The 17958-nt window shown below is 62.9% G+C and carries 15 protein-coding genes and 1 pseudogene; 7 read left to right on the forward strand and 9 right to left on the reverse strand.

The annotated features are described in order from the left end of the window. Positions 1–18: 18 nt before the first annotated feature. The gene (gene pcrA / locus R4P65_RS16620) at positions 19–2511 is read right to left on the reverse strand and encodes a DNA helicase PcrA (RefSeq protein ID WP_317827319.1); all 2493 of its coding nucleotides are present in this window, start codon (positions 2509–2511) and stop codon (positions 19–21) included. Between the two features lie 316 nt (positions 2512–2827). Here pcrA and R4P65_RS16625 point away from each other — a divergent pair, with 316 nt between their 5' ends. Beyond that, positions 2828–3163: a chorismate mutase gene (locus R4P65_RS16625; protein ID WP_153211831.1), complete on the forward strand. Its 336-nt coding sequence runs from the start codon at positions 2828–2830 to the stop codon at positions 3161–3163. A gap of 74 nt (positions 3164–3237) precedes the next feature. Here the strand turns inward: R4P65_RS16625 and R4P65_RS16630 are convergent, their stop codons facing one another. After that, entirely contained in the window at positions 3238–4692 is a 1455-nt protein-coding gene (locus R4P65_RS16630; protein ID WP_317827320.1) for an NAD-dependent succinate-semialdehyde dehydrogenase, read from the reverse strand. Positions 4693–4784: 92 nt separating this feature from the next. On the opposite strand from R4P65_RS16630, the gene pgi reads away from it, so the two are divergent. Further along, the gene (gene pgi, locus R4P65_RS16635; RefSeq protein WP_317827321.1) at positions 4785–6440 is read left to right on the forward strand and encodes a glucose-6-phosphate isomerase; all 1656 of its coding nucleotides are present in this window, start codon (positions 4785–4787) and stop codon (positions 6438–6440) included. A gap of 2 nt (positions 6441–6442) precedes the next feature. On the opposite strand, the gene R4P65_RS16640 is transcribed toward pgi, so the two are convergent. After that, complete coding sequence (locus R4P65_RS16640; protein ID WP_317827322.1) at positions 6443–7255, reverse strand: FAD:protein FMN transferase; 813 nt, start codon at positions 7253–7255, stop codon at positions 6443–6445. An 836-nt stretch (positions 7256–8091) separates the two neighbouring features. On the opposite strand from R4P65_RS16640, the gene R4P65_RS16645 reads away from it, so the two are divergent. Continuing rightward, positions 8092–8535: a helix-turn-helix domain-containing protein gene (locus tag R4P65_RS16645; protein ID WP_411742551.1), complete on the forward strand. Its 444-nt coding sequence runs from the start codon at positions 8092–8094 to the stop codon at positions 8533–8535. A gap of 13 nt (positions 8536–8548) precedes the next feature. Here R4P65_RS16645 and R4P65_RS16650 read toward each other — a convergent pair. Both R4P65_RS16650 and R4P65_RS16655 read right to left on the reverse strand, forming a co-directional pair. Then, a pseudogene (locus R4P65_RS16650) lies at positions 8549–9146 on the reverse strand (ABC transporter permease); the annotation flags it as partial. A 117-nt stretch (positions 9147–9263) separates the two neighbouring features. Then, the gene (locus R4P65_RS16655; protein ID WP_317827323.1) at positions 9264–9578 is read right to left on the reverse strand and encodes a hypothetical protein; all 315 of its coding nucleotides are present in this window, start codon (positions 9576–9578) and stop codon (positions 9264–9266) included. Between the two features lie 123 nt (positions 9579–9701). Here R4P65_RS16655 and R4P65_RS16660 point away from each other — a divergent pair, with 123 nt between their 5' ends. Beyond that, positions 9702–10205: a hypothetical protein gene (locus R4P65_RS16660; protein ID WP_317827324.1), complete on the forward strand. Its 504-nt coding sequence runs from the start codon at positions 9702–9704 to the stop codon at positions 10203–10205. A 3-nt stretch (positions 10206–10208) separates the two neighbouring features. Here R4P65_RS16660 and R4P65_RS16665 read toward each other — a convergent pair whose 3' ends face one another. Beyond that, positions 10209–11531 (reverse strand): NAD(P)/FAD-dependent oxidoreductase, encoded by a 1323-nt coding sequence (locus tag R4P65_RS16665; protein WP_317827325.1) that lies wholly within the window; start codon positions 11529–11531, stop codon positions 10209–10211. Then, on the reverse strand, positions 11531–12283 hold the full coding sequence (locus tag R4P65_RS16670) for an SDR family oxidoreductase (protein WP_317827326.1): 753 nt from the start codon (positions 12281–12283) through the stop codon (positions 11531–11533). Before R4P65_RS16670 ends, R4P65_RS16665 begins: the two co-directional genes overlap by 1 nt. Positions 12284–12365: 82 nt before the next feature. Between R4P65_RS16670 and R4P65_RS16675 the strand changes: the two genes are divergently transcribed. From R4P65_RS16675 to R4P65_RS16685, 3 genes are read left to right on the forward strand one after another with little or no spacing between them, the layout of a single operon-like run. Next, positions 12366–13775: an NAD(P)/FAD-dependent oxidoreductase gene (locus R4P65_RS16675; protein ID WP_317827417.1), complete on the forward strand. Its 1410-nt coding sequence runs from the start codon at positions 12366–12368 to the stop codon at positions 13773–13775. Between the two features lie 29 nt (positions 13776–13804). Then, entirely contained in the window at positions 13805–15334 is a 1530-nt protein-coding gene (locus R4P65_RS16680) for a carboxylesterase/lipase family protein (protein ID WP_317827327.1), read from the forward strand. Beyond that, positions 15331–16803, forward strand: coding sequence for a carboxylesterase/lipase family protein (locus R4P65_RS16685; protein WP_317827329.1), 1473 nt, complete (start codon positions 15331–15333; stop codon positions 16801–16803). The genes R4P65_RS16680 and R4P65_RS16685 overlap by 4 nt, the downstream gene beginning before the upstream one ends. Positions 16804–16810: 7 nt before the next feature. On the opposite strand, the gene R4P65_RS16690 is transcribed toward R4P65_RS16685, so the two are convergent. After that, the gene (locus tag R4P65_RS16690) at positions 16811–17236 is read right to left on the reverse strand and encodes a hypothetical protein (RefSeq protein ID WP_317827330.1); all 426 of its coding nucleotides are present in this window, start codon (positions 17234–17236) and stop codon (positions 16811–16813) included. Next, entirely contained in the window at positions 17233–17823 is a 591-nt protein-coding gene (locus tag R4P65_RS16695; RefSeq protein WP_317827332.1) for an XRE family transcriptional regulator, read from the reverse strand. The genes R4P65_RS16690 and R4P65_RS16695 overlap by 4 nt, the downstream gene beginning before the upstream one ends. Positions 17824–17958: the final 135 nt, after the last annotated feature.

Below are 17958 nucleotides of genomic sequence, written 5' to 3' on the forward strand. Positions count from 1 at the left end.
GAAGTTTTTGTCTGCCTTCTACAGCTTGACCATCGGCACACCGCCGATGAGCATCAACCGCACCTTGCCGGCGCTGCCGAAGTCGATGGTGACGGTCGCGGTGGGTCCGGTGCCCTTGGTTTCGAGAACGGTACCCAGACCGTACTTGTCGTGACTGACGCGATCACCCGTGGTGAGGACCAGAACGTTGTTGCGGCCGCGCGCGGCTCCGAAACTGGGAGTCGACGCGGCCTTGCCAGACCCTCCCCCGTAGTTCTGCCCGCCACCGTATCCCTGTCCGCCCTGGCTGCCGTAGCGGCTTCCGCTGCCGTAACCCGGCCTGCCACTACCGAATCCACCACCGGTGCCCGGATCCTCGCGGCGCCAGTTGATCAGGTCCTCCGGGATCTCCTGAATGAATCGTGACGCCGGGTTCTGGATCGGTTGCCCCCATGCCGAACGCATGATCGCGCGCGTCAGGTACAGGCGCTGCCTGGCTCGGGTGATGCCGACGTAGGCAAGTCGACGCTCTTCGGACAGCTCTGCAGGATCGCCGAGGGCGCGCATGTGCGGGAACTGTCCGTCCTCCCAGCCGGTGACGAAGACGACCGGAAACTCGAGGCCCTTGGCGGTGTGAAGCGTCATCATGGTCACGACGCCGTCGTCAGAGTCCGGCAGTTGATCGGCGTCGGCGACAAGCGATACGCGTTCGAGGAACGCGGCGAGCGAACCCGGATCGGGTTCGCCTTCGCGCATGGCTGCCGTTTCCTCGTCGTCCGGATCTATCAGCCCCGCCGCGTTTCGTGCATCGGAACTGAATTCTCTTGCCACGCTGACGAGTTCGTTCAAGTTGTCGAGCCGAGCGCCGTCTTGAGGATCGCTGCTCGCCGCAAGTTCGGCGCGGTAGCCGGTTCGCTCGAGCACCGCCTCGGCGACCTCACCGATGTCACCGAGTTCGAAGGGTTCGTCCTCGTCGGCCGCTGCTGTCGGCAGCAGGGCCCGCAGTCCGTCCATCATCTCGAGGAACGACGCGATGGCCTTCTGTGAACGCGTATTGAGCAGCGCCACTTTGCCTTCCGCGCCGTCGCGCAGTGCGGCGGCGAAGCTGATGTTGCGGTGCTCGGAGTGCACGGCGACGCAGGCTTCGGCTCGATCACCGATACCGCGTCGTGGTGTGTTGAGAATGCGTCGCAGGCTCACGGTGTCGTCTTCGTTGGCGAGGACGCGCAAGTACGCGACGATGTCACGAACTTCCTTGCGTTCGTAGAAGCGAACGCCGCCGACCACCTTGTACGGCACTCCGAGTCGGATGAAGATTTCCTCGAGCGCACGTGAGGAGTTGTTGGTCCGGTAGAAGACCGCGATGTCGGCGAACTTGGTCTCGCCCTGGTCCACCAGACGATCGATCTCCGAGGCGACGAACGATGCTTCGTCGTGCTCGTTGTCTGCAACGTAACCGACGATCAGTTCGCCCTCACCGGAATCGGTCCACAGGCGCTTTTCTCGTCGTCCGGTGTTCTTGGAAATCACGGAGTTGGCCGCAGACAGAATGTTCTGCGTCGAACGGTAGTTCTGTTCGAGAAGGATGGTCCGAGCGTCCGGGTAGTCGCGTTCGAACTCTTCGATGTTGCGGATGGTAGCTCCGCGGAATGCGTAGATCGACTGATCGGCGTCACCGACGACGCACAATTCGGCCGGGGCAACGGCGTGGTCGGACTCGCCGGCACCGCCGACCAGTTCACGCACCAGCATGTACTGCGCGTGGTTGGTGTCCTGGTACTCGTCGACGAGCACGTGACGGAAGCGGCGACGGTAGTACTCGGCGATCTGCGGAAACGCCTGCAAGAGCGCAACGGTCTCACCGATGAGGTCGTCGAAGTCGAGTGCGTTCGCAGCTCGCAGTCGCTGTTGGTAGTGGCCGTAGACCTTGGCGATCAGTCGCGGCAGTTCCGCCGGATCCTGATCGGCCGCGACAACCGCTTCTTCCGGTCCGACGAGTTCGTTCTTCAGGTTGGAGATGTGCGTGGCGAGAAGCCGCGCGGAGAATCGTTTGGTGTCGAGCTCGAGGTCCTTCGAGATCATCGTCAGCAGTCGACGCGAGTCGTCGGAATCGTAGATCGAGAAATTCGAGTTGAGACCGGGCAGGAGCGCCGCCTGTGCCCGCAGGATGCGAACACAACTGGAGTGGAACGTCGATACCCACATGGCGTTGGCGCGCGGTCCGACAAGCGCGGCCACACGCTCACGCATCTCGGCCGCAGCCTTGTTGGTGAACGTGATGGCCAGGATCTGACCGGGGGTGACACCCCGTTCGGCCAGCAGATAGGCGATGCGACGCGTCAGTACTGCCGTCTTGCCCGAGCCGGCGCCCGCGACGATCAGCAACGGCGAACCGGCATGGACCACGGCCTCGCGCTGTTGCGGGTTGAGACCCTCGAGGAGGGCGTCCGAACCCGCGCCATGTCCCCGCGCGCCGCCCCCGTCGTGCTGGGAATGTCCGTCGTGCTCACCGAGTGCTGGGTACGTGTTCATCGCCTGTCCACGCTACCGGCGTCCACCGACACGGTCGTCAGTGCGTCCACCTGCTGGTAGAGGCACTTGGATTACCTGTGTCGAGCATGGCAAACTGGACGCCATGTTCAGCATTTCCGTTCGCGACAACACGGCCGACCCCGTCGGCCCGCTGTGGCGTTACTTTACGTGCCCCGGACCTCGGTGCACGTGATCTGAACAGCTCACCCGCCCCTGGTCCGAATCGGATCCGGGGCATTTTCGTCAGTGCGCCTGGATCGGTAACGACCCGAGCCGAGACCACGATCCACGCAGTAGGAAGAGGAGACGAATAGCAATGAGCACCCAGGCTGCAGCACCCAATGGAAATACTGTAAATACTGTAAATACTGTAAATACTGCTCCGACAGACGTCGAGATCCCCCAGAGTGAGGCGGAGATCGACGAACTACGGAAAGAAATCGACCGTCTCGACGCCGAGATCCTCGCGGCCATCAAACGCCGCTCCGAGGTCTCCCAGATCATCGGCCGTACCCGGATGGCATCGGGTGGTCCGCGTCTGGTGCACAGCCGAGAGATGAAGGTCCTCGAACGGTTCAACGAGCTGGGTCAGGAAGGCCACACCCTCGCGATGCTGCTCCTGCGCCTGGGCCGCGGACGCCTGGGCCACTAGCGCACACCCAGATCACTTGCGAACGGCTACATCGGATGCCTCTGGCAGTCCCGATGTAGCCGTTCGTGTGTGTATCAGTTCTCGAGCGCGATGTATTTCGTGTCGAGGTATTCCTCGATCCCCTCGGTCCCGCCCTCGCGGCCGAATCCGGATTCCTTCACACCACCGAACGGCGCTGCCGCGTCCGAGATCACTCCGCGGTTGACGCCGATCATTCCTGATTCCAGTGCGTCGGAGACCCGAAGCGCACGGTCGAGATCCCTCGTGAAGATGTACGCAGCCAATCCGAACTCGGTGTCGTTAGCGGCCGCGATGCCTTCGGCTTCGGTGTCGAAGCCGGTGATCGCGGCAACGGGTCCGAACACCTCTTCCTTCAGTATCCGCGCGCTCGCCGGAACGTCGGCCAGCACCGTGGCGGGATAGAAGTACCCTTCACCACCTGGTAATTCGCCACCCAGTCGCACTTTCGCCCCGGCGTCCACCGCATCTGCGACCAGCTCCGCGACGGTGTCGAGCTGATTCTGGTTGATCAGCGGGCCGAGCTTGGTCTGCGGGTCGGTACCCGGTCCCATGGTGAAAGCCGCCATCTTCTCGGTCAGCTTGGTCGTGAACTCATCACGCACCGCGTTGGCGACATGGAACCGGTTGGCGGCGGTGCAGGCTTCGCCTCCGTTGCGAAGCTTGGCCAGTACCGCACCCTCGACTGCCTTGTCGACGTCCGCGTCGTCGAACACGACGAAGGGCGCGTTGCCACCCAATTCCATCGACGTGCGGAGCAAGCGCTTCGCGGACTTCTCCACCAGCATCTTGCCGACGCCGGTCGACCCGGTGAAGGTGAGCTTGCGCAATCGCGGATCGTCGATGAGCGGGCCGGTCACTTCACCGGATTTTGACGTCGGCAACACCGAGAGGACACCGTCTGGCAGCCCTGCCTCGGCCATGAGCTGAGCGAGCAGCAGCATCGCCAACGGGGTCTCCGAGGCGGGCTTGACGATGATCGTGCATCCGGCAGCCAAAGCCGGTCCGATCTTTCGGGTACCCATCGCCAACGGGAAATTCCAGGGTGTGATGGCCAGACACGGTCCGACCGGCGCCTTGGTGACGAGGATCCGGCCGTTGCCCGCCGGCGCCGGGGTGTAGCGCCCGCCGATGCGAACGGCCTCCTCACTGAACCACCGGAAGAACTCCGCCCCGTACTTCACCTCGGCGCGGCTTTCGGCGAGTGCCTTGCCCATTTCGAGGGTCATCAGCAGCGCCACGTCCTCGGCGCGCTCGGTGATCTTCTCGAAGACGGCTCGCAGGATTTCACCACGCTCGCGCGCAGGTGTGCTCGCCCATTGTGGCGAGACGGCCACTGCTTCGTCGAGCGCGCGCAGCGCGTCCGCGGGGCTCGCATCGGCGACATCGGTCAACGGTTTCCCGGTCGCCGGATCGGATACCGGGAAGGTCGCGTTGTTCTCCGCGGGGACGAACCGGCCGCCGACGAACAACTGGGTGGGAACTGATCGAATGAATTCGAATGTGTCCATGGGTTACATGATGCTCGCCAGAGTCGCGTACGTCTGCGGGCGAGTAAGACTCGCGAGGAAGTTTCCAGCCGGTGCCACTAAAGTCGATGATCGTGAGCACTGATATCACCGGAACCTCAGCCTGGCAGAAACTGCGCGCTCATTACGCCGACATCGAAGGCGTTCACCTGCGAGAACTCTTCCAGGACGATCCAGCCCGAGGGCGAGAGCTGACGATCGACGCCGGTGATCTTCACATCGACTACAGCAAGCATCGAGTCAGCCGCGAGACTCTCACACTGCTCGTCGACCTTGCCCGTGAGGCCGGCGTCGAGGCACGACGCGACGCGATGTTCGCGGGAGATCACATCAACACTTCGGAAGACCGCGCCGTGCTGCACACAGCGCTGCGTCTGCCGAAGGATTCTGCTCTCATTGTCGACGGTCAGGACGTCGTCGCGGACGTTCACGAGGTTCTGGACGCGATGGGCGCTTTCGCGGATCGCGTGCGCAGCGGCGAGTGGACCGGCGCCACCGGCAAACGCATCCGCACCATCGTCAACATCGGCATCGGTGGTTCCGACCTCGGGCCCGTGATGGTCTATCGCGCGCTCCGGCATTACGCCGACGCCGGAATCAGCGTCCGGTTCGTCTCCAACATCGACCCTGTCGATCTGGTCGGGCAACTCGACGACCTCGATCCGGAGACGACGCTCTTCATCGTCGCGTCCAAGACCTTCTCGACCCTCGAGACACTCACCAACGCGACCGCGGCAAAGCGTTGGCTGTTCGCCGGTCTGGGCAGCGAAGACGTCTCTGCCGTAGCCAAGCATTTCGTCGCAGTCTCCACCCACGGTGACCGCGTGGGGGAGTTCGGCATCGACACCGCGAACATGTTCGGTTTCTGGGATTGGGTCGGCGGGCGCTACTCGGTCGACTCGGCGATCGGCTTGTCGGTCATGTGCGCCGTCGGACCCGTTCGTTTTGCGGAGTTCCTCGACGGTTTCCACCAGATCGACACGCATTTCCGAAACCAACCGCTCGAGCAGAACGCGCCGGTCCTCCTCGGCCTCATCGGGCTCTGGTACTCCAACTTCTTCGGCGCTCAGTCCCGCGCAGTTCTGCCGTACTCCAACGACTTGTTGCGCTTTCCCGCGTACCTGCAGCAGCTGACCATGGAGTCCAACGGCAAGTCGGTGCGCGCCGATGGCTCACCGGTGACCACGTCCACCGGTGAGATCTTCTGGGGCGAGCCTGGAACCAACGGGCAGCACGCGTTCTATCAGCTCCTGCATCAGGGCACCTGGCTCGTGCCTGCCGATTTCATCGGCTTCGCGGAATCCACCGACGATCTACCGACAGCGGACGGCACGGGATCCATGCACGATCTGCTCATGAGTAACTTCTTCGCTCAGACCAAGGTTCTCGCGTTCGGCAAGACGGCTGAAGAGATCGCGTCAGAGGGCACGGCACCGGAGTTGGTGCCGCACAAGGTGATGCCCGGCAACCGGCCCTCGAGCACCATCTTGTCGAAGGAATTGACACCCTCGGTCGTCGGTCAGTTGATCGCCCTCTACGAGCATCAGGTATTCGTCGAAGGTGCTGTGTGGGGTGTCAATCCGTTCGATCAGTGGGGCGTCGAACTCGGCAAGACACAAGCGCTGGAACTGGGGCCTGCGCTCTCTTCCGAAGCAGCACCCGGCGACCTCGGCGACACATCTACAGACGCTCTGGTGCAGTGGTACCGCAAGGAGCGCGGACGGGCCTGACTTCACGCGGCGGCTGGGCCGAACCAACTCTCCGTTGTGTACACACGTCCGGATTGGTCGACGAGCCGAGCGCGAAGCTCTTGCTGTTCAACCCATTTGATGGCGCTGATGCCTCGGATCAACGCTGCTTCGCTCGCGGCGTATGCCCACACAGCATCGTCCGCGATCACCGAGACCTGCGCCCACTCCGTGGAGGGCCGCTCTTGGTTGGGTTCCCAGGAGGGCAGCTCTAACGCCCGCGCCGTCGCCATCGCGGTTCCGTTGATCAGCTCGACTTCTTCGCTGCCTGGCACCGGAATCTGCCAGCCACCGGCCGGTGCATGGCCGGCAGTGGCGATCACGTCGCCGATCCGGACGGCAACGCCACATTGCAATTCGGCAGCGACGATCTGCGCGGCGCGATCGACGGTGTCCGCCTTGGCAACTCCGGTGATGTCGAACGACGCACCCCACGGCGCGTACACCACGTCACCGTCGAGCTGTACGCCCTCGAAGGTCGGGGTCGGGTGCACCGGAGGGATGGATTCGTCCTCGGAGTAGTTGTCGGCAAGCGGATTGACTGCACCGCCGGTCATACGGGCCGCCCACAGCGCCGACCGCAGCAGAGCCGACATACGTCGTGTCACTTTGACCGGAGTTCCCTGAGCGAGATTCACGGCATGAATCTCGGCGTCGCCCCGGCCAAGGTCGCACACCTTCTCGGTCTCGTCGATGGCAGCTGCGATCAACTCGTGTGCTGCGGGCAGCGCAGCGCCTTCGGTGACGTCCACCTCCACGGCGGAATCCCACATCGCCCACTTCTCGACACTGACCATGCCAGTCCTGCCCTTCAAACACCGCGTTGTAACCAGTATGCGCCGGTCAGCAAGCCCCGTGCCATAGGCCGCTGATCAGAATCGAGGCAGGCGTGGTTCAGGTGTGCAACATATCGACAGCGATGCAGGGACGAATCGGAAGGTCTGTGCGACAGAATTGCCGCCTGCCACTGTCACCCTCCGCGCCGCCCTGACGGGCGTCTTATTGAAGCGGGCGCCGACTACTCCAGACGCAGCAGGCAATTCCGACTCGAAAGATACAAAGACGACTCTCGACATGTCCTACACTTTGATGCTGCTCCACGAGACCTGTTTGTCGTCGCCGAAGGCTGCCGAAATATGTCCGGGCACAGGCCGACGGCGCCGACTGCCCGGTATGAAATAGTGGCGAGCGACGAGATGTGCTGCGCTCCAACATCGGTGACATACCAATCGGCCGCTTCTCGGAATGCGTAAACATCGATCGAAACTGCTGAGGAAGTAGGGACGGCGCGCCAACTCCACGGATCGCCGCGGCCGTCGACCGCCGACAGTTCTCGCACGTTACAGACAGTGCCGACATGCATCGACCCTCATGTATAGGACCGGCCGAAAGAACCTGCAGCACAACGGGGTAACCACCATCTTTTTGCTTATACGCCACCGCCGCACAGCTTGGCAAAACGAACGGTCAGTACGCGGCGAAAATCACATACTTTGCAAAGTCTTTGGAATTTCGCCGCACCAAATATTCGCAGGTGAAAGGACTTTCGACTCGAGTTCAGAATAACCGTGTCGTCTACTATGTGAAAACTGCGAAGTAGCTGTGACGCTGGGTCACGCTCGAGGGAGGAAATGTGACCGATTCATTCAAGGACCGCTTGAACGCCTTGTACCCGGCCACAGCCCCTAGACTCACCAACGCACAAGTTGTGGAAGCTCTTTCACAACGAGGATGCAAGATTTCGACTCCGTACCTTTCGCAACTCCGAAGTGGCGTGCGCACAAATCCGTCGGAGCAAGTCGTTTTGGCATTGGCCGATTACTTCGGCGTAGCAGCAGAGTACTTCTTCGGCCCGAAACCTCGCCAAGATCCCGAACTGATTCCGGAAGAAGACCGTTCGGTAGTCGAAGAGTTCCACGACAGCGAATTACGTTCTCTGGCCATAAAAGCGGTCGATCTCTCCCCTGAATCGCAGGACTTGCTCTCATCCATTGCGGAGAAACTTCGCTCGTCCGAAGGACTCCCGGCTGTCCCTCCGGATTGCAGCACGTACGCCCCACCGTTCACGCGCGACTAGTCCAGGGTGAATGTCAGCGTGTCGACCGGCCCAATAGTCCCGAGGCGGTGACGATTCCGAGCAGCGCTGACACCTCGTAGCTCAGCGGGTTAATGCGGCTGAGCCACTGAACCAACGTCGGCATGAGTTCGACCGGATACAGCGCGTTGAAGGCAAAGAACAGTGGCATGGTGATTGCCTGCCCGATGCCAATCAATCGACCTCGTTTGAGCACGATTCCCGCGATCGTGACCGACAGGCAGGCAAAAACGAGGAGCCCCGGACAACGACGACCCGACCCCGAACAGTTCGAGCGGGTTCCACGTCATACTCACGCCCAGCAGTGCCGCCACGACAACGACCACCACTGCCTGGGCGACAGCGCGGATATCGGCGGCGAATGCCTTACCTGTCACCAATGCAGCGCGCGGCGTCGGCGTGACCACTAATTTGGTGAGGCCTCCCCCGTCACGCTCCCAGATGATCTGGTTTCCGTAGAAGATCGCAACAAGGAGAGCGGACTGCGGGACGTCGTACAGTCGCGCGAACCAGGTCACATTCTCGCATGCGGTCAATGCGCTTTCGATCGAAAGCTGTTGTGGCACGTACCCGAGGCAGCGCCGCGTGGTCATCGTCGAACTTGTATGTGACCGAGTCGATCTCGACCGCGGGTGCGCCAGGGCTCGACCGCGGGTGCGCCAGGGCAATGAAAAGGTGTCGCTCGGCTCTTCCACAACTGTGTCAGCATTTCACTGAACCTCACCTTCTGATCCGGCTGCTGCCAGAGCGCTCGCCAATCGAGACAGGGCCGGTAGCGCAGCCTCGATACTCGTCCTGTCTTCTCCGGTCAGACTCGACAATGCTTGACCGACAATCACACTCCGTCGATCACGCCACACTTCGACGCGGGCGCGCGTCTCATCCGAGAGCACCAATCGCCCGGCAGCCTCGGCCACGGACAGACCCGGGTTGCGTCGCAGCAACCTGACGAGTTCGATCTGGGCGCCGCCGAGCGGTCGTTCCGCAAACGGCCGCCCCGACGCCTTCCTGGCGCCCCGACGCAATTGCCCAAGCGCCTCCAGGACGTCATCCGCAAGAGGGATCGATCACCCAGCGTTTTCAGCTCGTCCGCAGCGGGTATCCCCGATTGCTTGTCCCGAGCACTCCCGCCCAGAAACGGAGACGTCATGCGCAGACAGTGGTTGTTCGCGACGGTTGCGAGTACCGCCCTCGTCCTCACCGGTTGCTCGCCCGACGCCCTCGATTCCGGGGACAGCGCGGACAACGTCACCGCTATCTCGACGTCGCTGTCACCACCTGCCGCTGCCGATGCACCCTTGCTGAAGACCGCCGACTCCCCGCTCGGGACGATCGCCGTCGACGGCGAGGGCATGACGGTCTACGTCTACAACCCGGACGAGGAGAACTCCCAAGCCGGCTCGTGCGACGAAGCGTGCCTGCGTTACTGGCCCGCAGTCACCTCGGTCACCGATTCACCGATCGTCGAAGGAATCGACGCGGTGATCGGCACCGTCGACGGACCCGAGGGATCGTTCCAGATCACCGTCAACGGCAAGCCCGTCTATCGGTATCTCGACGACAAGGTTCCCGGCGACATGCTCGGGCAGAGCGTCGGCAGCCTGTGGTGGATGATCAACGCAGCCGGGAACCCTGTGTTCGAAACGGAGTAGGCGTCAGTTGTACGGCTGCCGAGCGGTTTCCGGGTCACCGTACGTGATTGCCCGTTCCCGACGAGTTTTCGACGCCAAGGTTGCACCCCAGTTCAGCACCGTGCTGGCGCGGTTGCGGAACCCGGCGAGAAACGCGATGTGGATGATTCCCCAGGACACCCAGCCAATGAACCCGGACAACTGAACCGGCCCTGCCTGAAGCAACGCGTGGCGACGCGAAATGTAGGCCGCAGTTCCAAGATCGCGGTACTTGAAAGGCTTTCGGTTGGGTGCACCGTTTTCGACTGTGGCCGCGATCCTGGCCCCGGCGTGCCGGCCACCCTGCATCGCGACCTCGGCCACCCCGGCAAGTTTGTCCCGCGACATGAGGTCGCCCACCACGTAGACGTTCGGGTGGCCGGGAACGGTCAGATCGGCTTCCACCTCGATGCGGCCAGCGCCGACCTGCTTCACACCCAGCGCCGTGGCCAGTGCCTCGGCGAACGGCACTGCTTCGACGCCCGCGGTCCACAAAATCGTGCGGGTCTCGTAATGCCGCTTCTCTTTTGTCTTCTTGTCCGTCGTCTCGATGCTGGTCTCGCACACGTCGGTGACGTGCACTCCGAGGTGAGTCTCGACGCCGATCCCGTCGAGAGTACGTTTGGCGGCGGCGGAGAGCTTGCGACTGAACGACGGCAGCACCCGGTCGTCGCCGTGGAAGAGCAGTACCCTGGCCTCGTCCGGATCGATGGACCGGAACTCGTTGGTCAGCGCGTGCATTGCCAATTCGCGGATCTGTCCAGCTAATTCGACGCCCGTGGGTCCGCCGCCAGCCACGGCGAATGTCAGCCACGGTCGACGTTCTTCCGCTGTCGGGAGAGATTCAGCCATCTCGAACGCAGCAATGAGACTGCGTCTGATCGCCAGAGCGTCGTCGAGGGTTTTCATGCCTGGCGCCCATTTGATGAACTTGTCCTGGCCGTGGTACGACTGGCGCATTCCAGCCGCCACGATCAGGTAGTCGTACGGCAATTCGAAGGTCGACCCGTCGAAGCGACTGGCAGTCAGTATTCCGGCGTCCGCATCCACCGACTTAGCCTCGCCCAGAACGACGTTGGTGTTCTTGTTGTCCTCGAGTAGATGACGCAGCGGACTTGCGATCTGCCCTTCGGAGAGCAGACCCGTGGCGCACTGGTAGAGCAGCGGCTGGAAGACATGGCTGGTTCCCCGGTCGATCAGAACTACCTCGACGTCGGCCTTCTTGAGTCGTCTCGCCGCGTACAGCCCGCCGAAGCCGCCACCGACGATCACTACCCGGGGCTTGCCGTTCGAGATGTGGATGCTCATCAGACAAACCTCGCTGTCACCGAGTTGGGCAGAAATCGTAGAGCCGCGTCTATCCCCTGCCACTTGAGGCCGGGTAGTGCCGCCCGAGTGGTTTCCTTCTCGATGGCGTCGACCATCGCGCTGACGCCTTCGTCCAAACTGGCCATGAGCGCAGCATCGTCGCCGGCGCCGGCGGACATGTCGGTCTTGATGAAGCCTGGCAGCAACGTCGTGACCCGAATGGGTGTGCGCGACAACTCGATACTGAGCGCCTCACCCAGAGCCGCTACCCCTGCCTTGCTCGCCGAATAGGCCGCCTTCGGCCCGGGTAGCCCCCGGTCCGCGCTGATCGAGGACACGAGAACCAGGTGTCCGGCGTCCTGCGCGCGGAAGATCTCGAGCGCAGCTTCACACTGCGACAGCGCACCGACAAAATTCGTCTGCGCTGTTGCGAGATTCGCGTGCGCTTTTCCGGTACCGATCTTCGCGCCCTTGCCGAGCCCGGCGTTGACGATCACCCGATCCAGACCGCCCAGCTCGTCGCGAAGCTCGCCGAAAACCCTGACGACGGAATCGTGTTCGGTCACATCGAGTTCGCGCACTGCGACGCTGATCGACGGGTACTGCGCCACCAACTCCCCTCGCAGCGTGTCGAGGCGATCCGTCCGCCGGGCACACAGCGCGAGATCGCGACCTGCTGCGGCAAATCTCCTGGCCATCTCCTCCCCGAGACCCGAACTGGCACCTGTGATCAAAATCTTCTGCCGCGTCATGGGTGCAACTGTAGCCACCATCGAGCTCTCGTACCCGGCAGTAACCGAGCGAACTCGGACCGATCCGGCATACCGTGGAGCCATGACCGACGAATTCGATGTCATCGTGATCGGCGGTGGGCCCGCTGGTGAGAACGCCGCCGCATACGCCATCGCCGGCAGCAATCGCACCGCCGCAATCGTGGAACACGAACTGGTCGGCGGTGAATGCTCGTATTGGGCTTGTATGCCCAGCAAGGCACTACTGCGCCCGGGGCAGGTCCTCGAGGCTGCCGACGCCTTGCCCGGGATTCCGGCCGGACCGCTCGACGTCGACGCTGTTCTGAAACGGCGCGACTCGTTCACCCACAACCACGACGATTCGTCCCAGGTCGACTGGGCCACCTCCGTGGGAATCACCGTGATCAAAGGCCACGCGGTGATCGACGGCGAGCGAACAGTGACCGTCGACGGGACCCGTAAGCTCCGCGCCCGCCAGGCAGTCGTACTCGCCACGGGCACAACTGCCACCGTCCCGAAGACACCGGGATTGAGCGAGGCGCTCCCGTGGACCTCGCGCGATGCGACCAACCTGCACGAGGTTCCGTCGCGAGTGGCGGTCATCGGCGGCGGAGTCGTCGCAACGGAGTGCGCAACGTGGTTGTCGTCGTTCGGCGCTCACGTGACGCTGCTCGTGAGAGGCGATGCTCTGTTGAAATCAGCAGAACCGTTTGCCGGAACGATGGTTGCCGAAGCACTCGGCGCCCGCGGTGTGGACGTTCGACTGAGCACTGACGTCAACTCGGTGTCACGCCCCGATGCCAAGGACACCGGCGAAGGTCACATCCACGGTGGATCCGTCAGCATCGAGACATCTTCCGGCGTGATCGAGGTCGACGAGGTCATCGTCGCGGCGGGCCGCGGTCCGACATCTGCCGATCTCGGCTTGTCCGCCATCGGCCTCGAGGACGGCAAGTACGTCACCACCGACGATCATCTCTGCGCCCAAGGTGAATGGCTCTACGCCGTCGGAGACATCAACGGTCGGTCTCCCCTCACCCACATGGGCAAGTATCAGGCGAGAGTCTGTGGAGACGTCATCGCTGCGCGGGCCGAGAGCCGGGGACTGCGGGGACCTCGATACACCGCGTCGGCGGACAACGGACAGGTCCCCCAGGTGGTGTTCACCTCACCCGAGATCGCCTGGGTGGGACGCACCGAGAAGAAAGCTCGCGACGACGGCTACGACGTCGAAGTCGTCGAGATCGAACTCGCCGTCGCGGGATCCTCGCTTCTGCGCGACGACTACTCCGGGCGCGCGAAGTTGGTCATCGACAAGGCCACCGACGTGATCCTCGGCGCTACTTTTGCCGGGCCCGAAGTATCCGAACTGGTGCACGCGGCGACAATCGCGGTGGTCGGCGCCGTCCCACTCGAAACTCTCTGGCATGCGGTGCCCTCGTATCCGACGGTCAGTGAGATCTGGCTGCGATTGCTGGAGGCTCGCCGCTGACGCGATCCCGAAGTACGTATAGTCGCGACATGGCGTCCGACATACTTGTGACCACGGCCGACGGCACCCTGCGCGGCCGCCTGGTGGGAAAACTTCGTGCCTGGCGCGGAATTCCCTACGCCCGGCCGCCAGTCGGAACACTGCGTCTGACGCGACCCCAGCCGGTCACGCCGTGGACCGGAGAACGCGACGCGACCAGGTTCGGCGACGCGTCTGTCCAACACAAGAAGGGGCTGTTGCTCGCGCCCGGGAAGTACCAGCCGAGCAGCGAGGACTGCCTGACGCTCAACGTGCTCGCTCCCGCGAACACCGGCAATACTCCGCGTCCCGTCATGGTTTTCATCCACGGCGGGGCGAACACCATCGGAACCTCCGCGACCGGCTTGTACTCCGGTGTGTCCCTCGTCGAACGCGGCGACGTCGTCTACGTCTCGATCAACTACCGGCTCGGCGCTCTGGGCTACCTCGATTTCACCCCGTTCTCCACATCCGAGCGCGTATTCGACTCCAACCTCGGACTGCGCGATCAGGTCGCGGCCCTGCAGTGGGTGCAACGCAACATCGCCGCCTTCGGTGGGGATCCTGAAAAAGTCACGATTTTCGGTGAATCCGCCGGAGCCACCGCCGTCACCACCCTGATGGCGACTCCGGCTGCCAGGGGACTATTTGTCGGGGCTATCGCCGAGAGTTCGGCTCCGGATCTGGTCTCGAGCACGCAGCGATCGCATGCCTGGGGTGCGCGTTTCGTCGAGATCCTCAATTCCGGCCTACCGCCTGCGAAGGCCCTGACCTCGGCGACAGCCGTCGAATTGGGCAGAGCCGGAAGCAGACTGGGCGCCGAGGTACTCGCGAACACACCTGGACTACATCCCTTCGGACCGGTCGTCGACGGCGATTTCCTGCCGCGCTCCCCCTTGGACGCATTCAAAGAAGGATCGGCACACCAAGTGCCGATGATCATCGGCACCAACAGACGGGAGGGGACCCTGTTCCCGAAGGTGCTCGACGCACTCCCGACCAACCCGTCGCGCATCGACACCATGTTCGCTCTCACCGATCCCGAGGCCGGGAAGCGCATCCTCGCAACCTATCCCGGCTACCCGGACGAGCAGTCCGCGATCGACGTCGGCGGAGACGTCACGTTCTGGCACCCGTCCGTGGAGTTGATGCAAGCGCACGCACAATCGGCGCCGACATACGCCTACCGATTCGACTTCGCGCCGACGATGATGCGCTGGCTCGGCCTCGACGCCACCCACGGATTCGAGATGTTCGCGGTCTTCGGCATCGGTGACACCCTTGTCGGGCGCGGCCTCACCCTTCCCGGCGGTCGACGCGGACTGCGCGCAGTCACCGAATCCGTTCAGGGACACTGGCTTCACTTCGCCAAGCACGGCTCGCCGCGCGGATCGTGGCCGCGCTACGAGGGGCAGGAGCGTCGGACCATGATCTTCGACGAGATCGTCCGCGTCGAGAACGATCCCAGACGTGAACAACGCTTGGCCTGGGCGGGATACAGCGGTTACCGTAGCCACGGCACCGACATCTCCCCACCGTGACGAGTCCTCTCGAGGTCACTCTCGATTCCGGGGTAGTACGCGGGCGACTCGATCGAGGACTGCGCACCTGGCGGGCAATCCCCTACGCAGCGCCCCCGACCGGCCCCTGGAGATTTCGCGCACCTCAGGCTGTGAAGGCCTGGAATGGTGTCCGCCCCGCGGAAGCATTCGGCTCTCCGTCTCCGCAGCGCAAAAGCGATTTCGACGAGAACTCACTCTTCGTCAACGTCGTGGCCCCGCAGGTGCCGTCGGATTCGTTGCGACCGGTCATGGTCTTCGTTCACGGCGGCGCGTACAACGGCGGGAATCCGTCGACGCCCATGTACCGCGGAACGAGCCTGGTCGAACGTGGCGACATCGTCTACGTCTCGATCCAATATCGTCTCGGCGCGTTGGGCTACCTCGATTTCAGTGAATATTCCACTGCGGAACAATCATTCGACACGAACCTCGGATTGCGCGATCAGATCGCCGCGCTGACGTGGGTCCAGCGCAACATCGCCTCTTTCGGTGGTGACCCGAACGCCGTCACCGTCTTCGGTGAATCGTCCGGCGCCAACGCTGTCACAACTCTGATGGCAACGCCGACGGCCCGAGGGTTGTTTGCTCGGGCCATTGCTCAAAGTCCGCCGGCTGCTTCGGCGTACGGAAAGCATCGAGCGCATCGATGGGCGCGCGAGTTCCTCGAGATCGCAGACGCACCGGTAGCCGATCCAGCCTCGTGGCTACGCTCCGCCTCGGTGAAGGAACTGGTCGATGCCGGCGAAGAACTTGCGCGACGCGGCGCGGACGAAGAACCCGGAACACGGGCGTTCGCCCCTGTAGTGGGTGACGACATTCTTCCCGAACACCCGCTCGACGTGTTCGCCGCCGGACGGGCCCACCCCGTTCCGCTGCTCGTCGGTTCGAATCTCCATGAGGGAAGAATCTTCCCGCGCGTTCTCGACATCTTGCCTACCAACCCGGTTCGGATCGAGAAGATGTTCTCCCACACCACCCCTGAAGTGAAAGCACGTGCGCTCGCGGCGTATCCCACGTATCCGCATCGTTTCGCTGCTGCAGATCTCGGCGGCGACATCACGTTCTGGGAACCGGCGATACTGTGTGCACAGGGTCATTGCCAGGTAGCTCCTACCTACAGTTACCGCTACGATTTTGCGCCGCGCCTGCTCAGACTCATCGGCATGGGCGCTACCCATGCCACCGAATTGCTTGCGGTCTTCGGCCGTTCGGATGCACTCACCGCGGCCTTGACCGCGGTCGGTGGACGTCGCGGACTGGCCGCGGTGACCTCCACCATGCAGCGCCACTGGATCCATTTCGCCCGACACGGAGTGCCGGACCAGGATTGGCCCGCCTACTCCGTCCCGGAGCGGCAAACGATGATCTTCGACGAGACGTCCGGGGTGGAGAACGACCCGATGGGTGAGCGTCGACGCGCCTGGATCGGCTACGAGCACCGACGCTGAAGCCCGGTCAGAAGAACTGGCCTTTCACGAAACCTGCGAGCAGGACCGCGAATCCGCCCACCTCACCGAGAATCAGCAGGAACATTCCGAGGTGCAGGGGAGGACCGGCGGACTCGAACTGATTGTCGGTGTCCTTCATCGTACCGTGAGCGATGTAGCTGAAGATCGCTGCGAGAAAGAAGAACACGACCACTGCGGCACTGGTCAGGTTGATCCACGTCGGCCACGCACTGAGTTCGACGAACACCGCGATCAGCAGCGTCGCAAACGAGTACATCAGGGCAGCGCGGTGGGCGATGTCGACATACGGATGGGCGAGGTGATTGTCCGAGGTGGCCATCTGTCGGTACTTCCAGATTCCCAGGCACAGGGAGAGAAGGAAGATCAGACCGGCAGCCAGCAGCGTCAGTGTCGTGTCGATCCCCAGCGTCATCTGCCCACCCCGCAGTGCGCTTCCAGTGAGTCACCGCTGGGCGATCCAGTCGAAGGCTTGTCGTAGACGACAACCAGCACCACCGCACGATCTGCCGTCACCGACCGCATCCGGTGTGGCGTGTTCGCGTCGAAGTAGAGGCTGTCGCCGGCGTCGAGGTGCATCGTCTGCCCGGGGATTTCGAATTCGACGGAACCGGAGTGCACGAAAACGAATTCCTCCCCCGTGTGATCCATGAACTTGGGGCTCATCACCGAGGCCGGGTGAACCACGAACGGCTGCATAGCCTTTCCGACCAGAGCCGGAGCGATCGGATCGTAGACAGAAGACTCGGCCGAGGCAGCCGGGTCGATCACCCGGTCTTTGGCACGCGCGATCGTCATGACGTTGCCCTCCATGCTGTCCGAAAACAGTTGTCCCACATCGGCATCGAGCACCCGCGCAATCTTGAGTGCTACCGCGATCGACGGCGTGCTGATGCCCCGCTCGACCTTCGAGAGGTAACTCTTCGTCAGACCGGTCTGCTCGGCCAAGCCCTCGAGCGTCAGACCGGCGCGACGCCGATGTGTTCGCAGAAACGCTGCCATTTGATTCCTCTCACGAGACTTTGTGTCATCACCCTACCAACCGATTGACCTGCGATGATCAGCACCATATGAACCTGAGGTTGCACATTTCCGTCGCGTATGACACTTTGTGTCCTATAGGCGACTGTATGTCAT

This window comes from Rhodococcus sp. IEGM 1318 (assembly GCF_033142465.1).
GTDB classification, from domain to species: Bacteria; Actinomycetota; Actinomycetes; order Mycobacteriales; family Mycobacteriaceae; genus Rhodococcus_F; species Rhodococcus_F qingshengii_B.